Origin of the sequence: Bacillus sp. ES1-5, from assembly GCF_022487605.1 — a bacterium.
GTDB lineage: Bacteria > Bacillota > Bacilli > Bacillales > Bacillaceae_G > Bacillus_A > Bacillus_A wiedmannii.
Genome location: NZ_JAKVPU010000004.1, coordinates 42284 through 62157 on the forward strand (window position 1 = coordinate 42284; position 19874 = coordinate 62157).

Annotated in this window: 20 protein-coding genes and 3 pseudogenes; 10 read left to right on the plus strand and 13 right to left on the minus strand. The window is 30.7% G+C overall.

What is annotated here, in order from left to right; translation table 11 throughout:
* Positions 1-30: 30 nt before the first annotated feature.
* Together MKO96_RS15050 and MKO96_RS15055 are read right to left on the minus strand one after the other, a co-directional pair.
* Positions 31-513 carry a thioredoxin family protein gene (locus MKO96_RS15050; RefSeq protein ID WP_240587945.1) on the minus strand — a complete coding sequence of 161 codons (483 nt, stop codon included), beginning with the start codon at positions 511-513 and terminating at the stop codon, positions 31-33.
* A gap of 356 nt (positions 514-869) precedes the next feature.
* Positions 870-1508: pseudogene (locus tag MKO96_RS15055) on the minus strand (Tn3 family transposase); the annotation flags it as partial.
* A 132-nt stretch (positions 1509-1640) separates the two neighbouring features.
* Here MKO96_RS15055 and MKO96_RS15060 point away from each other — a divergent pair.
* The gene (locus MKO96_RS15060) at positions 1641-2903 is read left to right on the plus strand and encodes an MFS transporter (RefSeq protein WP_240587946.1); all 1263 of its coding nucleotides are present in this window, start codon (positions 1641-1643) and stop codon (positions 2901-2903) included.
* A 183-nt stretch (positions 2904-3086) separates the two neighbouring features.
* Here MKO96_RS15060 and MKO96_RS15065 read toward each other — a convergent pair whose 3' ends face one another.
* Together MKO96_RS15065 and MKO96_RS15070 are read right to left on the minus strand one after the other, a co-directional pair.
* Positions 3087-3227 carry a hypothetical protein gene (locus tag MKO96_RS15065; protein WP_176535533.1) on the minus strand — a complete coding sequence of 47 codons (141 nt, stop codon included), beginning with the start codon at positions 3225-3227 and terminating at the stop codon, positions 3087-3089.
* A gap of 821 nt (positions 3228-4048) precedes the next feature.
* The gene (locus MKO96_RS15070) at positions 4049-4474 is read right to left on the minus strand and encodes a hypothetical protein (protein WP_240587947.1); all 426 of its coding nucleotides are present in this window, start codon (positions 4472-4474) and stop codon (positions 4049-4051) included.
* 574 nt (positions 4475-5048) lie between these two features.
* Here MKO96_RS15070 and MKO96_RS15075 point away from each other — a divergent pair.
* The 5 genes and pseudogenes from MKO96_RS15075 to MKO96_RS15095 form a co-directional block, all read left to right on the plus strand.
* On the plus strand, positions 5049-5258 hold the full coding sequence (locus MKO96_RS15075; protein WP_098537578.1) for a class IIb bacteriocin, lactobin A/cerein 7B family: 210 nt from the start codon (positions 5049-5051) through the stop codon (positions 5256-5258).
* Entirely contained in the window at positions 5221-5475 is a 255-nt protein-coding gene (locus MKO96_RS15080) for a hypothetical protein (protein WP_176535534.1), read from the plus strand. The genes MKO96_RS15075 and MKO96_RS15080 overlap by 38 nt, the downstream gene beginning before the upstream one ends.
* Positions 5476-5936: 461 nt before the next feature.
* Complete coding sequence (locus tag MKO96_RS15085; RefSeq protein ID WP_237982693.1) at positions 5937-8150, plus strand: peptidase domain-containing ABC transporter; 2214 nt, start codon at positions 5937-5939, stop codon at positions 8148-8150.
* Complete coding sequence (locus MKO96_RS15090; RefSeq protein WP_240587948.1) at positions 8143-9456, plus strand: HlyD family efflux transporter periplasmic adaptor subunit; 1314 nt, start codon at positions 8143-8145, stop codon at positions 9454-9456. The genes MKO96_RS15085 and MKO96_RS15090 overlap by 8 nt, the downstream gene beginning before the upstream one ends.
* 417 nt (positions 9457-9873) lie before the next feature.
* Positions 9874-10299, plus strand: a pseudogene (locus tag MKO96_RS15095) (ABC transporter permease); the annotation flags it as partial.
* Between the two features lie 161 nt (positions 10300-10460).
* On the opposite strand, the gene MKO96_RS15100 reads toward MKO96_RS15095, so the two are convergent.
* Positions 10461-11054: a TasA family protein gene (locus MKO96_RS15100; RefSeq protein ID WP_240587949.1), complete on the minus strand. Its 594-nt coding sequence runs from the start codon at positions 11052-11054 to the stop codon at positions 10461-10463.
* Between the two features lie 231 nt (positions 11055-11285).
* On the opposite strand from MKO96_RS15100, the pseudogene MKO96_RS15105 reads away from it, so the two are divergent.
* Together MKO96_RS15105 and MKO96_RS15110 are read left to right on the plus strand one after the other, a co-directional pair.
* Positions 11286-11723, plus strand: a pseudogene (locus tag MKO96_RS15105) (DUF4352 domain-containing protein); the annotation flags it as partial.
* A gap of 66 nt (positions 11724-11789) precedes the next feature.
* On the plus strand, positions 11790-12287 hold the full coding sequence (locus tag MKO96_RS15110) for a hypothetical protein (RefSeq protein WP_240587950.1): 498 nt from the start codon (positions 11790-11792) through the stop codon (positions 12285-12287).
* Between the two features lie 908 nt (positions 12288-13195).
* Here the strand turns inward: MKO96_RS15110 and MKO96_RS15115 are convergent.
* The 7 genes from MKO96_RS15115 to MKO96_RS15145 all read right to left on the minus strand — a co-directional run bounded on the left by MKO96_RS15115 (position 13196) and on the right by MKO96_RS15145 (position 18056).
* Positions 13196-13648, minus strand: coding sequence for an SMI1/KNR4 family protein (locus MKO96_RS15115; RefSeq protein WP_276314189.1), 453 nt, complete (start codon positions 13646-13648; stop codon positions 13196-13198).
* A 4-nt stretch (positions 13649-13652) separates the two neighbouring features.
* The gene (locus MKO96_RS15120) at positions 13653-13973 is read right to left on the minus strand and encodes an HNH/ENDO VII family nuclease (RefSeq protein WP_240587951.1); all 321 of its coding nucleotides are present in this window, start codon (positions 13971-13973) and stop codon (positions 13653-13655) included.
* 182 nt (positions 13974-14155) lie between these two features.
* A complete protein-coding gene (locus MKO96_RS15125) occupies positions 14156-15586 on the minus strand; it encodes an IS4 family transposase (protein WP_240587952.1) in 1431 nt (476 codons plus the stop codon).
* A 115-nt stretch (positions 15587-15701) separates the two neighbouring features.
* The gene (locus MKO96_RS15130; RefSeq protein WP_240587953.1) at positions 15702-16091 is read right to left on the minus strand and encodes a DUF3021 domain-containing protein; all 390 of its coding nucleotides are present in this window, start codon (positions 16089-16091) and stop codon (positions 15702-15704) included.
* A gap of 19 nt (positions 16092-16110) precedes the next feature.
* Positions 16111-16629, minus strand: coding sequence for a hypothetical protein (locus tag MKO96_RS15135; RefSeq protein ID WP_240587954.1), 519 nt, complete (start codon positions 16627-16629; stop codon positions 16111-16113).
* Positions 16630-16723: 94 nt separating this feature from the next.
* Positions 16724-17176, minus strand: a complete 453-nt coding sequence (locus tag MKO96_RS15140; RefSeq protein WP_087986214.1) for a LytTR family DNA-binding domain-containing protein — start codon at positions 17174-17176, stop codon at positions 16724-16726.
* 769 nt (positions 17177-17945) lie between these two features.
* Positions 17946-18056 (minus strand): YjcZ family sporulation protein, encoded by a 111-nt coding sequence (locus tag MKO96_RS15145; protein ID WP_000540373.1) that lies wholly within the window; start codon positions 18054-18056, stop codon positions 17946-17948.
* A gap of 761 nt (positions 18057-18817) precedes the next feature.
* On the opposite strand from MKO96_RS15145, the gene MKO96_RS15150 reads away from it, so the two are divergent.
* A complete protein-coding gene (locus MKO96_RS15150) occupies positions 18818-19243 on the plus strand; it encodes a DUF4879 domain-containing protein (protein WP_088047624.1) in 426 nt (141 codons plus the stop codon).
* 66 nt (positions 19244-19309) lie between these two features.
* Here the strand turns inward: MKO96_RS15150 and MKO96_RS15155 are convergent, their stop codons facing one another.
* On the minus strand, positions 19310-19414 hold the full coding sequence (locus MKO96_RS15155) for a YjcZ family sporulation protein (RefSeq protein WP_000505684.1): 105 nt from the start codon (positions 19412-19414) through the stop codon (positions 19310-19312).
* A 234-nt stretch (positions 19415-19648) separates the two neighbouring features.
* Between MKO96_RS15155 and MKO96_RS29400 the strand changes: the two genes are divergently transcribed.
* Entirely contained in the window at positions 19649-19783 is a 135-nt protein-coding gene (locus MKO96_RS29400; RefSeq protein WP_255260301.1) for a hypothetical protein, read from the plus strand.
* The last annotated feature ends 91 nt before the right edge of the window (positions 19784-19874 follow it).

Consider the following 19874-nt stretch of genomic DNA (forward strand, 5'->3'; position numbering starts at 1 on the left):
CCTTTCTTACAAAGAAAAACGAGCACTATATTAACTAGCGCTCGAATTACGTCTCGCAAAGAATCCGTCATATGTAGCAGCTGACACTGCCCCTTCTAGGCGTTCAACTTCTTCGCCTCTATTGTAAGCTACAACAACTGGAGTACCAGGAATGTCGAACTCTTGAAAGGCACTTTGATTTTCGGGTGTAGAGATATCAATGCGATAGATGGTTCTATCATGCTTTTTGGACATACTATTGATATCTGGTGCAGCCTTTTTACAATAATGGCAGGTTGGTTGATAGTAATACGTAATAAATTCTTCATGGGATTGTATCTTTTGCTTTAATTCTTCTTTTGAAATATCTTTTATATTTTTTGGTGCACTTTCTGCATCTACAGCAGATACAATTGTTTTTTCAGGTGTTACTATTTCTGTTTTGACTGATTCATTTTTAGTTAAAGTAAAGATCGTGATACCAATAACACATAAAGTTGTTATAACTGCTCCGATTTTGTAGATTTTTTTCATAGTAAATGCCTCCTTAAAGTAAAAAAAAGGACAAACCTCGCCCGAGTTAACTGGGCGTAAGGTTTGTCCTTCACGCTACGTACAATAGAATATAAACAATGGTAACAAATTTTCTACTTATATTTTAACACAAAATCCATATAAAATACTATAAAAATGTTTAGGTGGAGCAACAAAAATCAAGAAGCCATTAACAATTTCACGTACCGTATGATTAATAAAATAAAATCCAAATAAGAAATTCTATTTTATTAAATGGGGTCCCGCCAACCAAATGACATAAAACCCACGCTAAGACATTTTCTGGAAGGTAAACAGCCGATTTTCCTACGTTAAGGAATTTCGGCTTTTATGCTTTATTTTCGGAGTGGTCGTAATGATTCTAATGTAGTTGATTGCTTAAATTTATATTCACCAAGGAAGTTGATATGTTCCCAGCCAAGCGGTGAAATATGATGTAACAGTTCTTCCTGCAAGACACCGTTCTCTTTTTTATCTTCTATCGCTTTGGTTAAATATACCGTATTCTATATACTAATGGCATTAATAATATTATTTAATGCACTAGCTCTTTGAAGTTGATCCTGCAGTGCACGTTCACGCAACTCTCCACGTTTTCAGAAAAAAATAGATCTAGCCAAAGAGTTCATAGCTTCACCTTTATTTAATCCACGATGAATTTTTCTCCTTAATGTTTCACTTGAGATGTAATCTAAGATGAAAATTGTTTTTTCAATCCTTCCCATCTCACGAAGTGTTGTAGCCAAACTATTTTGCCGAGCATAAGAACCAATCTTTCCCATAATAAGAGAAGCAGATACCGTACCCTTCCGAATAGAATGAGCTAATCGTAATACATCATCGTAATTTTTTTGAATAACATTTACATTGATTTGACCGCGCAATAATTTTTCTAATTGTGGAAAATCACTAGATTTTCCTATCGTGTAAAGCTTTGAGTCAGCTAAATCTCGTAAACGCGGTGCAAAATGAAAAATTGGTTAAAAGAAGGAATACTTTTGTACTTTAAAGAATTTTCTACTTATCAAATATTTAATAAGTAATGGGCTCACTGCCAGTTAATATAAGTTTTGCTACTAAAAAAAAGAGGTAAATTAGAGTCGATAATGAAGAAAGAAACCAACTTTAACTCATCGTTGAAACCGAATGTACAAAGCAGAAATCTAGTTTCAGAAATTACACATTTTCCTAGTACCTACGTGATTTTTATTTTTGGTTTACTAATTTCTAGGATAGGTGATTCCCTTTATACGTTTGCGCTTCCTTGGATTGCCTATAAGTTAACTGGATCAGCAATAATTATGAGTTCACTTTTTGCTATCGGCGTGTTACCTATTGTTTTATTTGGTCCAATCGTAGGAGTGGTAGTAGATCGTTTTGATCGGCGGAAATTAATGTGGGTTGCTGATCTAGGATGTATTATTTTAGTAGCCTTAATTCCTATCCTGTATAATTTGAGCATACTTCAACTCTGGCATCTATATGTTGTTTCTTTTATTTTAGCCGTACTATCGATGTTATTTGACGTAGCAACTATTACAGTAATTCCACAAATTGCAGGTCAATCGTTAACAAGAGCCAATTCCGCATACCAAATGGTTAATCAAATTGCTAGTTTAGCAGGACCCGTATTAGCCGGTATTATAATTGCTATAATAGGTGGGATTAATGCCCTCTGGATAAATGCTATCTCTTTTATAGCTACTCTAGTTGCTGTATTACTATTGCCGAAATCAGAAAAGAAGAAACCTACAGATAGAGCAAAAACACTATTGCAAACTATAGGGAATGATATGAGAGAAGGGATTAAATGGTTAATAAACGATCGTCTTAGCCTTGCTTTATCTCTTCAAGCAATGGTCGGAAACTTTGGTGCTAGCGCTGTATTAGGTGGGCTTATGTATTATTTACTTTCTACATTAAATCTATCTGCTGAAGAAAGTGGGATTAATTATACTTTAATTGGGGTAGGTGGTCTTTTAGGAAGTATCATTGTTATTCCACTTGAACAACGATTTCGAAGGGGAATCCTTATTCCAACCCTCCTTGCTGTGGGAGCAATTGGATTGATCTATGCAATATGGAGTGAATATTGGCTTGCGCCGGGCATTTCATTTGGTCTTGCTATGATTTGTAATATAGCCTGGAATATTATTGTAGCATCCGTCCAACAGGAAACGGTCCCCACCGATATGCAGGGAAGAGTTTTAGGGTTTTCACGTGTGCTTACTCGTTTGGCTATGCCATTAGGAGCACTAGTAGGTGGATTAATTTCCGATTTTAATCCGGTTGCAATATTTATTTTGGCATCAACTACAAAGGTCATTGAAGTTATTATCGCGCTGACTAGTCCTATTCGTAAACTATGAGCAAAAGTGTTTCTTCATTAATGACTTTCTAACTAATTAAAAACTAATAACGTGTATAATATATTTTTTCTTAATTTAATTATATAAGGATTATGTAATGTTAATTTTATATTAAAACACTTTTAATCAAAATATACACTTTTTTTAAAAAATTTTTTCTTTATTTAATACTATTTATTAACTTTAAAAGACCAAAGAACCTACCCACTTACCTACAATATAACCCATATAAATAAGCAGAGCTCCTGTTAAGATATAAAAACAAGATTTAAAATACATACTCTTTTCAATCGTATCACCAATTTGATGAAACATGTTTGACATAAAGAAAAAACCACCTTTTTAAAATTACTAGAGCACACAGAGATATTATCAGAAAATAATTAATTAACACAACACTTATTGGAATAATAATGTATAAAATAATAACAACGTTCACAAAAATTTAAAATTTATGAAATGAATTACTTTGCAGTTAATATTTAGAATTCAAAAGGTTTATTAGGTAAAAATACGTTATATTACAACTAATTTTTTATATGTATTAAACTTTCAAACCTGGGTGAAACCGATTTATTTAAAAAATATTTTGATTTTTACTGGATAAAAATTCTAATGGAGGCTCTAATGCAAATACATGATAAATTAAATAGGATTAAACATACCTAATATAATGACCTATTAAGTAGTTATTCCAAATAGTTAATGTTGTATATAATTCACATCCCCACATAGTACTTATATACTTTTTAATAAAAAGATAATCTCTTTAAAAAAATTTCTTTTACTATTATACATTTAAGATTAAATTACCTATTGGTATCCTTTTTCTTCTCTCAACTACTCGATAGCCATTCAATAAGCAAAATTCTTATCAGTAGGGGGATAGCAAGAAGCTTTGAAACACGAAAAAGACCACAAAGCTTTCTTAAGAATTTGCTTTATAGCCTTGTTGTCTTATGATTTATTAAGATAAACCTCAATTTTATTTCCTTCAAAATCCTGTTTTTAATATAACAATACCCAGTGGCTACATTCGGTATACTCGCAGGAATATCTAATACATTCCCCGCAAAATTTTCCTGAAATGATATAGTAATTTTTTTATATAAAAAAGAAGACGGTAAACCCGCCTTCTATATTTATTACCATTTAATATCAGATGATTTGTAAGCATAGTAGGCTTCTAAAGTTTTTTTGCCACTATGTAATTGTAAATCATATTCTCCAGCTCTAACTCCTTGTGAATAATTATTATTACTGTTCCACTCAAGTTCCTCACCCGGTTTAAGTTCTTTACCTTCTATATAGATTTTACTAGTTCCCTTATGTTTAAGGTTAACCGTTAAATTAGAATCACCTGTATTTTTAACATATACTTTAAGATGCCCATATCCTCCAGTAACATTGAATTTTACGTTCTCAATACCATCTTTTTCATATAGAGTATCTGATCCCATATCTTTTACCTCTGCACTAGCACCTGTAGGAAATGATAGTGCAGTAACTCCACCGACACCAAACGCTAAACCTAAAGAGAGTAATACTGGAAATAGTTTGTTCTTTTTCATAAATTAATCCCCCTTATTTGTTTTATTTAATGCATCTCAAGTATAAACTGAATTACATAAAAACGTAATATTGGAATGTTATTTATCAATACGGTTCAGAATATTCTGTGTTATATTCCCTCTTAGGAAGAAGAACAAGGTTTGATTACCGCTTTTAAAAAGGAATATTGAAAGTAATAGTAGGCTTAATCCTTGTGTTTTACTCTTTACAAACTTGTCACAAAAATAGAAGAGAAGTATTGATATAATAAAAAAACAATTCAAATGAAGGCTTTAATTTAAGAAAAAGAAAAAGAATAATATTTATATAGCATACATGCAATAATGGAATGCAGTATAGATCATTATACAAGCATTCTCTTTATATATGCACACTATTTATATCATGAGTATTTCGCTCATTAGTATTACACTAAGTTAAATATATAGATAATACAATTTCATTGTAACAGTAATTTTTTTGAAATAATAGACTATTTTTGCATTTATTACATGATAACATTTAGATATAGAGTTAATAAATTGTTTTAATTCTAAAAAAATACATTTTTACAAAAAAACGGAGGTAATTTTAATGTTGAAAGAATCTTTATTAGTAAACACAAAAAATATGTCAGTAGAAGAACTTTCTTTTGATGAAACTCAAAAAATTGATGGCGGTGTAAATCCTTGGGTTGTTGCTGGAACTGTAGGTGGTGTAATTGCATTAGGAAATGAAGTGTATAAATTTGGTGGCGGAGTAGTAGATGGTTGGAAAGCTGCTGGGAAAAGAAAGAAAAAATAATTTTAAAATAGAATGGGGATATATTATGAATTTAGTAAATAATAACATTGAAGTATTATCTGAAAAAGAATTTATGGAAATAAATGGTGGAGGTAGAGATTTATCTACAGATGTTGGTAAAGCAGTTGGATGGGGATTGAGAATATGGGATGAAATGAGTAGAAGTTCTTGGGAAACTTGTAAAAAGCGTGGAATTACATCCCGTAAAGATTGTTAGTTAGTGTATTTTTTGTATTTTTATTGATAAAAAAACTTCCTATTCAGGAAGTTTTTTTATCAATACATTATTAATTTTTACTGTATTTATCATTTAATTTATTTTTATTAGTTATAAAATAGCCTAAAATAGATCCGAAGTATAAAGTACCTCCAAAAGTTGAAAGGTTAAATTTCTTATTTACTAATAGTTCTGCTAAGAAAGTAGTTAATAGTAATATGGTTAACAATATTACTATATATTTTCTTTTGAAAAAAAAGCTTAAAACATTGTCAATTATAGGATTCATTATTTAACACCATTTCCTTTTAGATTTTATAACAAAAAAGTAACATAAAAATTCAAAAGAATCTATGTTTTTTTATATTAAAGAATAAAGTAAATAATTTTTATTTGTTTTTAAGGAATGAATTTTATTTTTAAATGAATGTTTATTATTTATAATTTTAAGGTGGAAAGTTATGAGTAAATTTCCTTTTATTATGCAACATGATTTAAAAGATTGCGGTCCAGCATGTCTTGCTATGATCTCTAGACATTATGGACTTTCTATATCTATTTCTAAAATTAGAGAAATAGCGGGTACAGATTTACAAGGTACGAATGTGCAAGGTCTTTTAGAGTCAGCTGAGAGATTGGGATTTGATACAAAGGGAGTTAGAGTAAAGGAATTAAACGCTTTATATGAATTACCTCTACCAGCTATTGCACATGTTAATATGCCAGGTGGCTTATTACATTATGTAGTTATTTATAAAATAAATAAAAAGAAAGTATATGTTTCTGATCCAGCTAAGGGTCTTGTTATTTATTCTTTAGAAGATTTCAGTAAGATTTGGACCGGGGTTTTGGTATTACTTATTCCTGGTCAAAAATTTAAAAAAGGAAAAACATCACAAGGAAATTTGGTGAGGTTTTTATCCTTGTTAAAATTACAGAAAAAATTATTATTCTCTGTGTTTTTTGCTTCGATTTTTTTTAATATATTTGGTTTATTAGGAGCATTTTATTTTAAATTTTTAATAGATGATATTGTAACTAATCAGTTACTTCAGACATTACATGTTGTGTCTATTGGGGTTATTGTACTATATGTTTTTAAAGTGTTAATTTCTTATTTTAGAACTCATTTGATTTTATATTTGAGTAGACGAATTGATGTTCAATTAATGCTTGGATATTATCGTCATGTAGTAGGATTACCTATGAATTTTTTTGAGACAAGAAAAGTAGGAGAAATTATTTCTCGTTTTATGGATGCAGGTAAGATACGTGATGCATTATCGACGATAACGGTGACATTAATGATTGATACCTTGATGGTTACACTTGGAGCGATTTTGTTATATATACATAGTCCGATTTTATTTGGGGTTACGCTTTTACTAGTTCCTTTTTATATAATTATTATTTTGTTATTCCACAAGCCATATCAAAATATTAATTATGAGGAAATGGAGAGCAATGCTAAATTAACATCTTATTTGGTAGAGTCTTTAAATGGAATTTCTACTGTGAAATCTTATAATGCTGAAAAAGAAGTGTTTTTTCAAACAGAAAGTCATTTTGTTAATTTATTAAAACATGTATTTAAAAGAGGAATGTTATCTAATTTACAAGGTTCTATTAAATTGGGGCTTGAATTAATTGGGGGTACAGTGATTCTTTGGATTGGCGCTATACAAGTTTTAGAAGGAAATATGACTATTGGTGAATTAATTACATATAATGCACTTTTAGCATATTTTTTAGATCCAATTGAGAACTTAATAGGAATTCAACCTACTATGCAGTCAGCATTAGTTGCAGGGGAAAGATTAAATGAAGTTTTTGATTTAGAGTTAGAAAAATCTGAGAAAGAATTTAATAAAGTTTCTATTAAAAAGTTATCCGGTAATATTAAATGTTCTAATGTTACATTTCGTTATGGTACTAGAAAAAATATTTTAAATGGTATTAGTTTTTCAATTGATTCTGGAAGTCAAATAGCTTTTGTTGGAGAAAGTGGTTCTGGAAAAACGACTATTTCAAAGTTATTAATGGGATTTTATGATTCGAGGGAAGGCGAAATTCATTATGATGATTATCATATCAGAGAAATTAATAAAACATCATTGAGAGATCGTATCTCATATGTTTCTCAAGAATCATTTTTCTTTAGTGGATCAATTTATGATAATTTACGATTTGGATTAGATAATAAAGTTACATTAGAAGAAATTATAAAAGTATGTAAAGATGCAGCGATTCATGATTTTATTAGTGAATTACCGTTACGCTATGATACTTTGTTAGAAGAAAATGCATCGAATTTATCAGGTGGTCAAAGACAGCGTTTAGCAATTGCAAGATCTTTATTGAAAAATCCGGATATTTTAATTTTAGATGAAGCGACAAGTAATTTAGATTCTACAACTGAGAAATTGATTACTGATATGTTAAAAGAATTAAGGCATAAAGGAATTACAGTAATTATGATTGCTCATAGATTAAGCACAATTCAACATGCAAATAAGATTTTTGTTATGGAAAAGGGAATGGTAATAGAAGAAGGTTCTCATGAAGAATTGTTATTTATTAAAGGTGAATATTATCGTCTATGGAAAAATCAAACGATTCATGCTGAACATATAGATTCACAACTTCATGTAATGCGAGGAAACCAATATGAATAAAATATATTCTTTTGATCAGTTATCAGATAGTGTTGAACTATTAGAAAAAAAACCTCCTCGTGTTATAAGTTGGTTATTAGGGTTTCTTTCTTTAATTTTTATAGTTTTTTTTATTTGGGCGTATTTTAGCAAAATAGATATTGTTAGTAAGGGTACAGCAATTGTACAAGGTAAATTTGAAGTAAGTGTAATGCGAAATCAATCGGCTGGTATTGTTGAAACGGTTCTAGTTCGTTCTGGTGATGAAGTAAAAAAAGGAGACACTTTAGTTCAATTAAAAAACAGAGAATTGGAAAACAAACAGAATCAATTTGATCAAGTTGTTAAAAATTTAGAACAACAAAAAAAGATGTTGGAAGAATTAAAGAGAAGTATTCAATTAAAAAAACCTATATTTTCTAATGAAGTAGATGAAAAGGTAAAAACTGAGTATAAAGCTTACGAAGAGGGTTATCAGTCTTTACAAAATGAAAAAGAGAACGAGATAAAAACATTGGATCATAGTAAAATTTCTAATGAGCAAGATGATGTTTTACAAGGATTAATTTTTGAAAAAGAAAATAATCAGAGAGAAATTGAATCTTTGATTAGACAAAAAGGAAAAGAGAATATTCTTAATGAAAAAAAAGAATTGTTGAATGATGAAATAGTATTACTTCAATCTCAAAAAGATAATTTAGTAAAGAGAATAGAACAGAGGTCATCATTTTTAGAAAGTGAAAGAAAGAAAGTTGAAGAAATTAAAAAAGGTAAACAGGATCAAAAAAAATATGGATTAAGTCAATATAAAGAAAATACTATTGTTTCAGTTAATCAACGTATTCAAGCTTTAGAACAAAGTATTTTTGAAAAAAAACAAGAGGTTGATAGTGCTAATATTCAAGGAGAGACTATGAGTATTAAAGCTTTAAAAGATGGTATTGTACAATTACCTGTAGTTTTACAATCAGGTGATTTAGTTGATTCAGGACAAGAAATCATTTCTATTGTTCCGAAGGAAAATGAGAAAAAGATAAAGATGTTATTGTCGGCACAAGAAATAAAAGGAGTTAAAAAGGGTGATACAGTACAATATTCTTTTCAATTAAAGAAAACAGATAAACAGGTAGGAAAAGTTACTTATGTTTCTGTAAATCCTATTTTTGATAAAACTTCAAAATCTTATATGTATGAAATAGAAGCAACGATTGAAATAGATGATTTAGATGAATTGCATACAGGTATGATTGGAAGAGGATCTGTAATTGTAGGTGAAGAACGAGCTTGGAAATTTATATTAAAAAAATTTGATTTTATTTCTAATTAGTTAAAAATAAAATTAGTAATTTATGATAAAAATTTGTATGAATTATATGGATACAAACTGTAAAACGGAAAAAACATAATTGGAGGTTTTTATTTATTATTGTAGGTAATTATCGTTATAAAACGAATAGGAAATTACAAGACATAGGGTAATAAAATATCTTTAAAAAATAAACATACTAGAGCGCGCCCACCTCGCTAACAAGCTAACAAAATAATATCCCTTTAAGTTAAAAATACGCTATTCTTTCTGTATAGTTATAGGAAAGGATGGCGTTTTTGTATGTCTGTTTCTATATCTGATGAATTACAACTATTTACTCAAGAAATCCAAAGACTTTTATCTCCAAATATAAGGGGGTGACCTAATTGGGGGGGAGTACCCAAATTGCTGCAATAGAACGCAAATTAACTCACAAAAAATGTGAAAGCAGAAGAATTAGGTAGTACGTATCAAATGTATAATTAGAGTCATGGTATGGCCAGTGGATTCATGTTTATGGGCTTCTTCGTTGGAATTGCGTTCTTAGCAATGATGGCAAGTTGTCTAATGTTTAAAATTCTATCTGGCGCATCGAAAGACAGCAAACGTTATCAAATGCTTCGTAAAATCGGTTTCCGCCGGGGGTTATTAACAAAATCGATTTATAAAGAGTTATTCTTCATATTCTTAGTACCGGCAATTGTGGGTATTGCTCATATATTAGTTGGTATGAACATGTTCGGTCCGCTTTTGATTGATCCGTATTTCCGAATTTGGTTGCCACTTGTCATTTTCGTAGTAATTTACTACTTGATTACAGTTCAATTGTATAAAAGAATTGTACTTCCGAAAGAAAAATAGTTTTACAAAACATACAAAATGTTAAACTCAAAAAAACCAGTGATATCCTACACATGTACTAGTATCACTGGTTTTTTATATGGAAATTTGATGGTCAATTTGACAAATTATAAAAAATTACAAGCTCAGTTTTACATTTTCCCAACGATATTTTTGTAAAATTATCTTTCTTTTCCCTCTGTTTGATTGGCTTGGAACTCCATTTTTAACGCAATACTATCTCCTTGGAACACGTTCTGATCTGTGCCGTTGTCTTCAAATACAAACTTTATCCAAAACCAATCCATTTTCCCAGCTTTTAATCCCCCTGTTTCAGTCCACTTAGAATGAAATACTTTTTTGGAGGCAATCTCTGGGCTTTGTGATTTTAGTTCTGCAAGAGTTGTCTCGTATACAGGGCTTTTCGCAGGATCCCAATCCAAAAGAAATTGTACTTTAATATGTTTACCGAAATCTTCTGTAGTGTTATTTTGTTTTAAATCGTTTACAGTATAGTCTATTTTCATCATGATATCTTTAATATCTAATGTACCACTATTTTTCAAATTGAATTTCTTTAAAATTTTGTCCCCAGGTTTTAAATTTTCTAAGTTAAGTGAAGTAGTTGGTTGCATAGCTAAATCCAATGTACCTGCAGCAAATGAATTATTTGTCACCACTTGATCGCTAAAATATGCATATGTTCCCCCACCAATTAAAGATAAACCAAGAGTGGCTGAAACCACTCCAACAGCTAATTTCTTTTTCAATGACATTTTTTGTTCCTCCCATATCATTTTTATAATCTTTCTCCCTAATCAACCGAAAAGCTCCCCTTAATACAGATATACCATGAATTGTGAAAAAATTATATTTAAAGCAGAAAATTCCTTATTGAGAAAATTATGTTATTACCTACCTTCTGTAAATGAATCGTCCCCAAAATAGAAAAGTTGGATTTATAATTATTAAAACCTCTGCCAAAACAAGAAACACAAGCTCCAGCAGCTAAAGAAGAACCTAAGAAGCAAGAAGCAAAAAAAGAGCTTTCTAAAGAAGGCGAGTCTTCTAAAGTTAAAATCGCTGTAGGTTCTGTTGAATCAACAGATTCAGTAGGTGGCGAATACTTAAAAGAAAAAGCTCAAGGCGTGTTTAAAGTAGTTGAAATCACTATTACAAACAATCAAAAAGACACTATCACTGTTGATGCTAACAGCTTCAAATTAGTTGATAATAAAGATCGTGAATTTACGTACTCTACACAAGCTCAAACAGCTTTCGATGTAGGTAACGGTGGAAGCTCTGATTTCTTCTTGAAAAAACTTAACCCTGGTTTATCTCAAACAGGTAAAATTATCTTTGATATCCCTGCTGACGCACAAGGCTTAGTATTAAAAGCTCGCGGCGGTATGATGGGTAAAGAGATTAAGTTAAAAGTAGAATAGTTGAAGGCACTCGAAAGAGTGCTTTTATTTTATTCTCAGACATAAATAAAATTTGGGGTGATGTGTGTGAAAAAAAAGACTGTTTTGATAATAGGTGGTTTAATTTTAATTGCTTTTGGAGTTATGGGATGGAATAAGTATTCGGATTACAAATACGAAAAAGAACGTGCGCAACTTCATGCAGATTACGAAAAAGAACTTATAGAAATGGAAAAAGAACAAGTCAAACAGCTAGCTGCCGAAGAGCGTAGGTTAGAAAAGATAGAAGAACAGAATCGAAAAGAAGAAGCTAGACAGCAGCGTATGATGGATACTTTCAATAATTTACGTCGCGGTATGTCTTACAAAGAAGTTGCAGCGGCATTCGGCGAAGAGGGAGATTTAAAAAAACAAGGTACATATAGTAACGAATGGAAAGATTATAAAAAGAATCATCCCTCTTATTTTTGGAACTATGACAGTATGTACAATATAATTTGTGAGTTTAGTTATAACAAATTAACCTCATGCAAGAAAAAGGAAATTGTGAAAATAAAAGTAAACGGCAATGGGTATTATAATTAGGGGTAACGTCTCCAATAACAAAATATAGATTTTATTCACTTTTACGATACATTTATGAAACATTCGTATGTTACATTATATAAGTCCTTTTTTGAATCATTTTCATTCTGTCAAAAAGCCCTAGTCCCCTCTAGGGCTTTTTACGTTTAAATAAAGAAATGTACCGTATTTCTCAATGCACAATATTATTTAACATGGTAAAATAATATTTGGATGGGAGTCCAATACATATTATTAAAATTAAAGTGGTTCAAGTCGGAGAAAGGCACCTTTGGGTGTCTTTTCTTTATTTCTCAATATAAGAACTTTAAGGATATGCTATTATTTAAATACAAATTCCCTTTTGTGCACTGAGGTAGTAATACCCAATAAAAAGGCCCTCTATTTCCGTAGGTGGGCCTTATCTTTATTACACAATATCAAAGTATACTCTCTTTTTCTCATAAACTTTATGTAATTATACATATTTGTAAAAATTACACTAAATAAATATTACATGTAGTAAAATATAAACCGTGGACACGTTCTATAAAGCAGATTCTTTTGAAAGACGCAACATATTGATCTCAAATCTCTTGAATTTTGTGAACTAACAATCTGGTGTATATAGACGATTCTGTTTTATAGGATGTGTTTACACGTATAACAAGTGGATAATACGGATAGGTTTATACTAAATGAACGTGGTTCAAGTCGGAGGAAGGTACCTTAGGGTGTCTTTTCTTTATGGGGTAGCACCAACAAAACGCGAATTTCGTACGCTAAGCAAATTTTCATGGAATAAAAGCCGTTTTCTCTAAGTTTAGAGAGAATCGGTTTTTTCTTTGTAAATCAAAACAATAAAATCATATGAAACCTATAAATATATATTATTACGTAAAGTATGATTCTTAGTATTATATAATCAATTAATCTTCATCATACAAATTATCTACAGATTCTTGTAATGAGTCTAATAGATAGTCGCTGAAGCTTTCATAAGTAATGGCATACAGTTCCTTTGAAAAACGACTCCAAAAGACAACAGGGCACTCTCCATCTTTCATTTGATTGGTATCTAAACATGTCACAGTACCATCGATATCATTTAAAACAATGTATTGTTCTGGAAGGTTATATGTTTCTCTATATAACTGGGTGTGGTAAACAACGGAAGAATCTGCAGCTGTTGTCTCACAACCATGAATATCCATACCATCCAGTCCGCCGCTACCATATTGTTTTAAAAACCAATGATAACTGTTAGGGAACGTAGTGTTTAGCATTTGTACTGCTTCTCGAATTGTATCTTCATGTATCCCTCCCATAAAATCGGCATCTTTTCTATATGTAGAAATAATTGAAATAATCTTGTCATTCATTCTTTTATTTCCCTCCTAAATGTTCTTGCGCTCGCATTTTCCAATAGTTATTTCTAAAATTATTATACTGTTTATATAGTTCTTTGTCGTTTCTAAAACTTTCCCCTGATTCTACTAAACCATGCAATTGTTTAGTAAATTCATCATGTTTATTAGCTGGTATTTCGACCATTGCTCCGGGTTCTTTTTGCGTTAAATGATGTAATTCAATTTTGTGGTTATCTTTTGTAAAAGGTACCCCGCCATCTAAAGCTAGTTGAAGATTCGACTTTCCGCTTTTATTAACGGATGGTGGGGCGACGTAATCCCAATCTATATTTTTCATACGGTAAACCCAAGTTTTTCAACTTAGAAATTCGCGTTATGTTGGCGAGACCCCATTGCTATCAAGCTAAGCCCGTGTAACGTCAATGATAAGCAAGATTGTTTCTTTTTTTGGAAAGTCTATACGTAGATGCTTTAAAGATTTGCATACAAAATAAACCCTAACGGGTTTCCTTTTTTGAATTAAGCTGCTTGGTTATCAGACATGGTACAATTATAAACGACACCTAATATATCAAAGACTGTTTTCTTCTCATACCTATGGGATTTTCGCCCGTTTTGCTGTAGAAGATTGAACAGACGAAGTAACACCTTTGATAGCTCTTGGGTGTTTTTTTGTATAGTTTGGAATAGAAGAAGAAAATAGTCTTTAATCATATATATGGCTTTATACTCACTAAGCTCTCGTTTTTTCTTCATGAGGAGCAATTGGCGCATTTGAAACATGATAGAAGAACAGAGTAGAATGGCAATCAATTGACCATATAAATGGCACTCCAATCGTTCTGATTTTATCTTCTTACAATGATGGATTTGAAAGAATGACTTCCACGTTTTAAATAAAATTTCGATTTGCCAACGCAAAGAATACCAGTCATGTACCTGTCCCATCGGAACAATATCTGTAGGGGTGTTTGTCATATATACATTGATACCACTGAGTCGTTTGCTACGAGGAGAATACTTCATTCCTTTCTTTTTTTCTCGTATAGCTTGATCACGTAATCGTTTTTGTTGTTGTTCATCTGTAAGTCGATGAACGATTACACGGGTTGGTACTTTATCAGTCATACCTACATAGGCATCGGATATTTCATATGTTTGTCCTGGTTGGAGAGAGCTCATTAATACCTCCATATCTAGCTGTATATACTCTGTACCTTTCTTTATTCTTCCATCCTGAAAATAATCAGGTTTGCAATTTTTTTGATAAATACGTGTATTAGATTTAATACGAGAGATATAGTAAGCCTTTTTATCTTGTATATGTTGAAGATCTTTTAAATGAAAATACCCTAAATCACGGATACATAAATCATTTGGTTCCACAGTTGGAACACACAGAGAACCATAGGTTCGATCATGCTGTTTACCGGGACCTGTATGAATATGTAGGAACTTTCCACTTAATAAATCATACTCAAGCTGAATCTTTACTCCCGCTGTATGGCTGCATCCTCCTGCACCTGGATAAACCGATGAAAATACATCCAGGAGTTGAAATGCAGTTGAATCTAAAATACGAATACGCTTGAAAACAGAAGTATATGGAGAAGAAAGTGGCATAGATGAGGTTAATTTATGGTTTAGTAGTTCAGCTAATACATGTTGTAAAAGTTGAACGGCCGCTTTATTAAATCGTTGATTCAGTCCCTCGGGACTGATGAGTACTTCTGTTGATGCTTCTAAACAGCTAGATAACTGAGTTAAAGAAGTTGTAGCGACATTTTGGCTCATCCATACGCATAAAGCGACTAAATCTTTTGCTTGGTATTTACTGGTCCGTTGTACGAAACCGACATCTCTAGCAAAATCTAGTAAGATATTTGAAGATAAAAATCTTTGAATCTCCTGAGCAAATAGTTGTAATTCATCAGATACAGAAATAGACATACAAAAACGCCATCCTTTCCTATGATTCTATAGAAAGAATAGCGTATTTTTAAATTTCAGGGAAATTTTTTTGCTAATTTAATATCGATGCAGCAGCCTCGTATAGAAGGACACTTTAAATGTTATTCTTATTTTTTAGTAACATATTTAATTCTTTAGCATCTTTTTTTGTATTTGAAAATGATATTAACCAAGAAAATGCATATATCAAAACTATACTTTCAAGAAAATCAGCAGTTGGGAATATTTCTATCCAATGGTTATATGTAGATATAAGAAAGACAACTATAATCATCATGAAAAAATGGATTACCAAGGCGAACAAATAGCTGATTCTTTCAATATCAAAAATGAATGTAAAAATGCCTGCACAAGCTGAGATTATAAGAACACTTATTATCTCAGCTTGTGTAATAGATATATTATTGTTTCTTGATAGCAAAACTATCATGTATATAAATGAACCAGTTCCTAAACCTGTACACAGTCGATTTTTTAGTTTCAATAAAGTCTTTCCCTTCTTTTTATGATTTTAAGATAAGTTTATTTAATTTTGATTGTATATAAAATGTGTAGAATATTCCTCCAAAAAATAAGCCTACAGATAGTCCACTTATGGCAGAATAAATTATATTAAACGAAATATTACCATAAAATGATGAATAAATTCCTAAAGTTACATTTAAGACATATTTTACAAAGAAATTAATCAATATAATTATTAATGGAAGGTAACATTTCTTCCTGAAAGTAACCGTCTCTTGCTTGAAAAAAATTTGATATTTTGCATATAACAAATATCCAATCAAAATGCCTGGAAGAATGAAAATCGTATAGCTTATTAAACAATATCCTAAGTAAGAAAATTTAGTGATAATTTTATCTAACCCCCATATCATAAAAATCATGGGAACAAGGAACATTTTAGATAAATTAATTGGTCTTTCTTGAGAAATAGCAATACCCCTTTTTATTAAAATGAATAATAATATCCATACCCATAATGGAGTTCTTATAAATACTTCTTTAATCATAGTATACATTGTATATCCTCCTTTGTTTTTATTAATATTTACATCAAAGGAGATATAAAGAAATACTTTTAAACATAAGTGGTAAAAATCAATACATAAGTGGTTATTGGGAATGTTTTTTTAGCTGTTTTTTTAATGAAGAAACATATTTTCTTGACACAATTACTTTTTCTCTGTTTGAAAGCAGTGCTTCCAAATTTCCGTTTGCTTTAGCGGAGAATTTGTTTAAAAAATGAATATTGATAATTATAGTTTTTGAAATTCTAATGAAGTTATCTGGAAGTTCAGATTGTAATTTATATAAAGGACTTTTTATCTCAAATATATTTTCTTTTGTATAAACAAAAATTTTCCTTTCAAGATATTCCAAATAAATAACAGTTGAGCAAGAAATTTTTTCTTGTTCACCTTTGTGAGTAGAATTAACTATTAAATAGTTATCAGAACTATTCTCTAGTGTTGATACCATATCTAGAATAAAAGATGTTACTTTGTGAATGTAGAAGGTACAAGATTCTTCTTTAAGCTTTTCAATAATTTTAATGTTTGCTTTCATTTTCTACCATATTTCCCTTTCTTTAAAATAGATTTTAATGTTTGTTTGAAACAAAGTTTAATCTAAGTCAAAATAGTATTTTATATGAATATTATTAAAAAATCTATTAACATATTTCTTCGCATATTTTTTATAAACATCGTAACATTATTTTTACCCCTCTATAATTGCCATCAATTTGAGAAATTTATTCTTCTCAAAAATGAAAATCACCCTAAGAACCTATGGACAACTATGAAAGGATGAAATTTTCGTTTTGGGGATATTTCAGAAATTTAGCTTGATAGCGATGTGGCGAGACCCCTTAAAGTTCTTATATTGAGAAATAAAGAAAAGACACCCTAAGGTGCCTTCCTCCGACTTGAACCACTTTAATTTTATATAAATATACACGTATTACCCCTTTGTTATACGTGTAAACACATCCTATAAAACAGAATCGTCTATATACACCAGATTGTTAGTTCACAAAGCACAAGAGATTTGAGATCAGTATTAGAGTGACGCCACACCTTTTATAATTATCGATATGTTACGCCTTTCAAAAGAATCTGCTTTATAGAATGTATCCACAACTTATATTTTACTATATGTAATATTTATTTGGTGTAATTTTTGTGAATATGTATAATTGCATTAAGTCTATGAGAAAAACAGAGTATACTTTGGTATTGTGTAATAAAGATAAAGCCCACCTACGGAAATAGGTGGGCTTTTTAACGCATAAGGAAAAGACACCCATATAAGAGTGCCTTTTCCGATAGTTTGTTTAGCAGAAGCAGCTAGCTCCAACTATGATTAATAAAATAAATAATACAACTAATAAAGCGAATCCTCCGGCGAAACCGCAGCCTTCGCCGCAACTACCACCATATCCCATAATAATAGTGCCTCCTTTAGATCAGAGGGTAAAACTAGGGTTCATTTCATACATTTAATGGGTTCACTTTACCTTATGTTTTGAAGAATGAATTGAGCAGGTCCTTTTGAAAATAAAGAAAAGACATCAAAAGGTATCTTCCTCCGACTTGAACCATCTTAATTTTATTGTGTTGTTATCATATAAGAAAAGAAGACATCTTAATCGATGTCTTCTTTTCCTTGTACAATTGGTGTTAAGAAGGTATTTTATTACTTAAAAACCATAACAAAATATAACAATCATTGAGTAAGTTTATTATAGCTTCAATAAATAGGGTTTTTTATGTAATATTTCATATATATAGATTTATATATGTTTTATCTATATAGTTTAATTGTCTGTTATTTGTTTTAATTTATTTACTTATATTATTTTTTGAGCACTCCAGAAACGGAGCCTTTTTTTATGCAATAAAACATTTTCTTTACATTATTTAGTCGATCTATATTAGCTTTTCCTTCTTAAAAGATACCTGTATTTTACCAAACTATTGTATAGACGACCAGTCTTTTAATAAGGATTTAGTAAATTAATAGTATTAAATTTGAAAATAGTTTTTATATCGAAAGTAGCGGATGGAATATTCTGTATGTCAATCAATATGCTAAATTGCATATCGAAAAAAGTAGAATTTGTTAACGTTTTCAAAATAAGGAATATTCTTATAAATTTCTGCTAATATCAAACTTGTACTTATTATAAAACAAGGGGATGTTTATATGTTTAAAAAAGTTACATTAGGGATATCATCATTAGCGGTGGCAGCGGTAGTTGGGTTAGGAATGGCATCGGAGGCATCAGCAGGACCAGCAGCACCTCTAACTTCTTTAAGTGTAGTAAAAGTGGAATCACAATTGGGTGGAGTTGAATACATTACTCCTAATAGTTTTAGTACAACTAAAGATCATGGGGGAAGTTACTTATATGTTTACACAAAAGAAATAGGATATGGCCAGTTTCCTTTTGCCAAAATGAATGGATTTGATGTAAAAAGTATTGGTTCACAAATAATTGGTGGTAACCCTATTGTAGGTTGGGAATATAAATGGGACGCATCAAAGCATCAAGAAGGGACTTTTGAATATCAAAAGACTTCAATAAATTATCCAAGAGATACGTGGCGCACGTCGTTATATATTAAATAAGCAGTTTTATATATTCGTAGCATGAAAATCCCTGCACTTTGTGTAGGGATTTTTCCGATAGTTTGTTTAGCAGAAGCAAGCAGCTCCAACAATGATTAATAAAATAAACAATACAACCAATAAAGCGAAGCCTCCAGCAAAACCGCCGCCGCAACTACCACCAAAGCCCATAATAATTCCTCCTTTAAATAGTAGGAGAAAACCAAGGAGTCGTTCATGTATTTTAATGAATTCTCTTTACTTTATGCTTATATGAATGAATTGAGCAGGTCCTTTTGAAAAGACACCATAAGGACTCTAAGAATAGCAAAGCATCATATATTTTAAAAAACAAATCATTTAATTATATCAATAATAAGATTATTTAATATAATGTATTAATCCTTACAGAAGGGAGGAATAACCATGGAATTAGTTTGTTTTAAAGTAGTAAGTGGACAATACTTCTTAGTTGTAGAAGGTATCCAGATTCCTGTACCAATTCCAGCATTTGCTGCAGCTCTATTAATTGGTTTAGGAGTAATCCCACTTTGTTCTTAATTTAAGGAATTCCAGACAACCCTACCTTTCAATCGATAAAACCTCAAGTGTATGAATGCTTGGGGGTTTTTATAGTAAAAAAGACACCCAA